General features: G+C 69.1%; 6 protein-coding genes. All 6 read right to left on the reverse strand.

All coding sequences use genetic code 11. The annotated features are described in order from the left end of the window. Positions 1 to 290 (reverse strand): DNA repair protein RecO (gene recO / locus EQG76_RS03145; protein ID WP_200840513.1); only part of this gene is annotated, 290 nt, incomplete at its 3' end. 16 nt (positions 291 to 306) lie between these two features. Continuing rightward, positions 307 to 1,224 (reverse strand): GTPase Era, encoded by a 918-nt coding sequence (gene era / locus EQG76_RS03150; RefSeq protein ID WP_159710542.1) that lies wholly within the window; start codon positions 1,222 to 1,224, stop codon positions 307 to 309. After that, on the reverse strand, positions 1,221 to 1,943 hold the full coding sequence (gene rnc, locus EQG76_RS03155) for a ribonuclease III (RefSeq protein ID WP_235031183.1): 723 nt from the start codon (positions 1,941 to 1,943) through the stop codon (positions 1,221 to 1,223). The genes era and rnc overlap by 4 nt, the downstream gene beginning before the upstream one ends. Then, the gene (gene lepB, locus EQG76_RS03160) at positions 1,940 to 2,680 is read right to left on the reverse strand and encodes a signal peptidase I (RefSeq protein WP_159710546.1); all 741 of its coding nucleotides are present in this window, start codon (positions 2,678 to 2,680) and stop codon (positions 1,940 to 1,942) included. Before lepB ends, rnc begins: the two co-directional genes overlap by 4 nt. Before the next feature lie 111 nt (positions 2,681 to 2,791). Beyond that, complete coding sequence (gene acpS, locus EQG76_RS03165) at positions 2,792 to 3,244, reverse strand: holo-ACP synthase (RefSeq protein WP_159710548.1); 453 nt, start codon at positions 3,242 to 3,244, stop codon at positions 2,792 to 2,794. Positions 3,245 to 3,257: 13 nt separating this feature from the next. Beyond that, positions 3,258 to 3,998: a pyridoxine 5'-phosphate synthase gene (locus tag EQG76_RS03170; RefSeq protein WP_159710550.1), complete on the reverse strand. Its 741-nt coding sequence runs from the start codon at positions 3,996 to 3,998 to the stop codon at positions 3,258 to 3,260. Positions 3,999 to 4,027 lie beyond the last annotated feature (29 nt).

Here is a 4,027-nt window from a genome sequence, read left to right on the forward strand (position 1 = left end):
AACGCCATGGCCGCGGTGAGTCCGGCCAGTTCCAGTGGCGCATCCAGCACGTCGGCGGCATGAAGGCGGATGGGCTCGCCCTTCAGGCTGCCGAGCTGCTCCGCGGTGCGGGCGTGCCAGACCAGGTCCAGCCGGTTGCCGGGCTGCCAGAGATGGGCCTGGGCTCGCGAGCCGCCGCCCTGGACCAGGCCGGCATGGCGGCCATGCTCGAAGGTAAAGGCGTTGACCACGAGGCTGCCCTCACCATGCCGGCGGCGGCTCAGGACGAAGCCCTCGTCATGCCATTCCACTTGCCCGGTCCCGCACTCAGCCCCGGTTGTCCAGCCCCATCTCGCGATAGCGCTCGGGGTCGTCGGTCCATTCCCGGACCTTCACGAACAGGAACAGATGGACCCGCGCATCCAGGAGCTTGGTCAGTTCCTCGCGTGCGGCCTGCCCGATCGCCTTGATCCTGGAGCCGCCCTTGCCCAGCACGATCGCCTTCTGGCTGTCGCGCAGCACGTAGATTACCTGGTCGATCCGGACCTCCCTGCCGTCCGGGCTTTCCAGATACTGCTCGGTCTCGACCGTGATGCTGTAGGGTAGCTCGTCCTGGAGCTGCAGGAACAGCTTCTCGCGGGTGATCTCCGCGGCCAGCGCCCGGTCCGACAGGTCGGAGAGCTGGTCCTCGGGATAGAGCCAGGTCCCTTCGGGCAGGGCATCGGCCACCGCGGCCAGGAGATCCTCACAGCCGTCGCCGGTCAGTGCGGAGACGATAAAGGTCCGCTCGAACGGCAGGATCGCGTTGGCCTCGGCGATCTGCGGCAGTGCGCGGTCCGGACGGACCATGTCGATCTTGTTGATCACCAGCCAGACCCGCCGGTGCCGGCCGACCAGCCCTTCGAGCACCGCCCGGGCCTGGGCGTTCAGCCCCTTGGCGACGTCCAGCACGAACAGCACCAGGTCCGCATCGTCCACCCCGTCCCAGGCTGCCCGCACCATCGCGCGCTCCAGCGGGCGCTTGGGGTCGCCAAAGATGCCGGGCGTGTCGACGAACAGGACCTGTGCCTGGCCCACCATAGTGATGCCGATCACCCGGCGGCGCGTGGTCTGCGCCTTGGGCGTGACGATCGAGACCTTGTGGCCGACCAGATGGTTCAGGAGGGTCGACTTGCCGGCATTGGGGGCACCCGCCAGGGCGACGAAGCCGCAGGAGGCAGCGAGCGAATCGGTGGGGGCGGTCATGGCGAATGGGTGCTCACGCGTTCCAGGAGAAGCTGGGCGGCGGCCTGCTCGGCCGCACGCTTGGAGTGGCCGGAGGCGACGGCCACTCCGGTATCGGGCAGGCTGGCACTGACCTGGAAGGTCGGCGCATGCGGCGGCCCCTCGGTCGACACCACCTGATAGGTCGGGCGCTCCAGGCCGCGCCCCTGCGCCCATTCCTGCAGGGCGGTCTTCGGGTCGCGGCTGGGCAGGCCCGCCTGCGCCACCAGGGGCTGCCAGTGCCGCCGGACGAAGGCTTCCGCCGGCGCCCAGCCGCCATCCAGGTAGATGGCGCCGATCAACGCCTCCACCGTGTCGGCCAGGATCGCCGGGTTGTCGCGCCCGCCGCCGTCCTCCTCGCTCTTGGCCACCACCAGCCAGTCGCCCACCCCGAGCTTGCGGGCGATCTCCGCGATCGTCTCGCGCCGGACCAGCCCGTCCTGGCGCAGCGCCAGGGTGCCCTCGGGATCGTCGCGGAAATGCTCGATCAGCATGTGCGCGACCATCAGGCCCAGCACGCGGTCGCCTAGGAACTCCAGCCGCTCGTTGGAGCGGCGCGCCTTGCGCCTGGGCCCGGCCCGCCGCACCGCGCTCGCATGGGTGAGCGCCTCCTCCAGCAGGCCGCGCTCGCGAAAGCCGTAGGCGAGCGCCGTCTCGATCTCGTCGAAGGCGACCCCGCCCCGCTTATGCTCCTGGTTCAACGGATCGTGGTGAGCAGCCGATCGAAGCGGGTCGCGAAGGGCCATGCCCAGGGCTCCAGGAATCCGGCGGAACCATCCGTGGAAAAGAACAGGATCTCGGCCCGGCCGACCAGGTTCTCCAAAGGAACATAGCCCAGGCTAGGATCACGACTATCCTGCGAATTGTCTCGATTGTCACCCATCATGAACACATGCCCCTCGGGCACCAGGAACTCCTGGGTGTCGTCCATCGGGCCATCCGGATAGCGGTCCAGGATGTTGTGGACCCGCCCCCCGGGCAGAGTCTCACGGTACATGGCGACGCTGCCCTCGTGCAGGTCGCTGAACGTGCCGGCCGGCTCCTGCGGCACCTCATCGCCATTGATGAACAGGCGGCCGCCGCGCATCTGCACCCGGTCGCCCGGCAGCCCGACCACGCGCTTGATGTAGTCGACATTCTCGCCCGGCCGCTTGAACACGGCGACGTCGCCGCGCTCGGGCAGGCTGCCGAAGACGCGGCCGCTGAACGGCACGATGCCCCAGGGGAACGACCAGCGGCTGTAGCCGTAGGCGTACTTGCTCACGAACAGATAGTCGCCCACCAGCAGGGTCGGCTTCATCGAGCCGGACGGGATGTTGAACGGCTCGAACAGGAAGGTGCGCACCACCAACGCGATCAGGATCGCGTAGATCAGGGTCTTGACGGTTTCCCAGGTGGAGGAGGACTTGCGCTTCTCGAGCGCGACGTGATCGGGCATCGGTCGACCGGATGGTGGCCAGGGAAGGTCGTGAGGTTGCCAGGGAACGGTCCACCAGTCGCAACCGACGAACCACGCAAACCTGGGTGCAGCACTGGAAGAACCGACACGCTAGGATAAAGCAAGCGGTTTTGCCATCTCGGCGCTCACGCTCGCGTCGGCTTGAAGCAGCGGCACGGCCGAGATCAGCACGATCGCATGGGCGATCGGCGGCTCGTCGCTGAGCGTCAGGTCGACCTGGGCGCGATGGCCCGGCGGCGTCATCGCGGCGAGCCGCGACGCCGCCCGGCCGGTGAGCCGCACCACCGGCCGCCCGCCGGGCTCGTTCTCTACACCGATCTCCTGCCAGGACACGCCTTCCGCCAGCCCGGTGCCGAGCGCCTTGGCCACCGCCTCCTTGGCCGCATAGCGCTTGGCATAGGTCTCCACGCGGCGCAGTCGGCCCTCCGCCGTGGCGCGCTCGGCGGGCGTGAAGCAGCGCCGGACGAACCGCTCGCCGAACCGGGCGAGCGCCGCCTCGATGCGGCGGATGTCGACCAGGTCGCTGCCCAGGCCCAGGATCACGTGCGGCCCAGCCTCAGGCCACGATGCCGCGCGCCTCGTCCATCAGCCGACGCATCTCGCCCAAGGAGCCGTGCCAGCCGCGGAAGATCGCCTCGCCCACCAGGAAATGGCCGATATTGAGCTCGACCATCGCCGGGATGCGCGCGATCGGGTTGACCGTGGCATAGTCCAGCCCGTGGCCGGCATGGCATTCCAGGCCGAGCTCGGTGGTGAGCTTGGCCGCCGCCTCGATCCGCGCCAGCTCCCTGGCCCGGCCGGCATCGTCCGCGTCGCAATAGGCGCCGGTATGGATCTCGACGATGTCCGCGCCGACCTTTGCGGCGGCCATGAGCTGCCGCGGATCGGCATCGACGAACAGCGAGACCCGGATGCCCGCCTCCTTCAGCTTGGCCACGAACGGCACCATCCGCTCTTCCTGCCCAGCCACCGCCAGCCCGTGCTCGGTGGTGCGCTCCTCGCGCCGCTCGGGCACTAGGCAGCAGGCATGGGGCAGGACGCGCAGCGCAATGGCCAGCATCTCGTCGGTGACGCCCATCTCGAGATTGAGCGGCAGGTCGATCTCGTCTTTGAGCCGGTCGACGTCCGCGTCACGGATGTGACGGCGATCCTCGCGCAGATGGGCGGTGATCCCGTCCCCGCCGGCCTCCTTGACCATGGCCGCGGCCCGCACAGGGCAAGGATGCCGCCCGCCGCGGGCGTTCCTGACCGTCGCCACGTGGTCCACGTTGATACCCAGCCGCAACCGCCGCGCCATGATCCACTCCGTCACCTTGCCAGCAACGC

It is taken from the genome of Geminicoccus flavidas, from assembly GCF_009806515.1.
GTDB lineage: Bacteria > Pseudomonadota > Alphaproteobacteria > Geminicoccales > Geminicoccaceae > Geminicoccus > Geminicoccus flavidus.

Bases quoted from the DNA above. Each gene is read 5' to 3' on its own strand.
- EQG76_RS03170 (WP_159710550.1), bottom strand. From the start codon at position 3,998: ATGGCGCGGCGGTTGCGGCTGGGTATCAACGTGGACCACGTGGCGACG.
- era (WP_159710542.1), bottom strand. From the start codon at position 1,224: ATGACCGCCCCCACCGATTCGCTCGCTGCCTCCTGCGGCTTCGTCGCC.
- lepB (WP_159710546.1), bottom strand. From the start codon at position 2,680: ATGCCCGATCACGTCGCGCTCGAGAAGCGCAAGTCCTCCTCCACCTGG.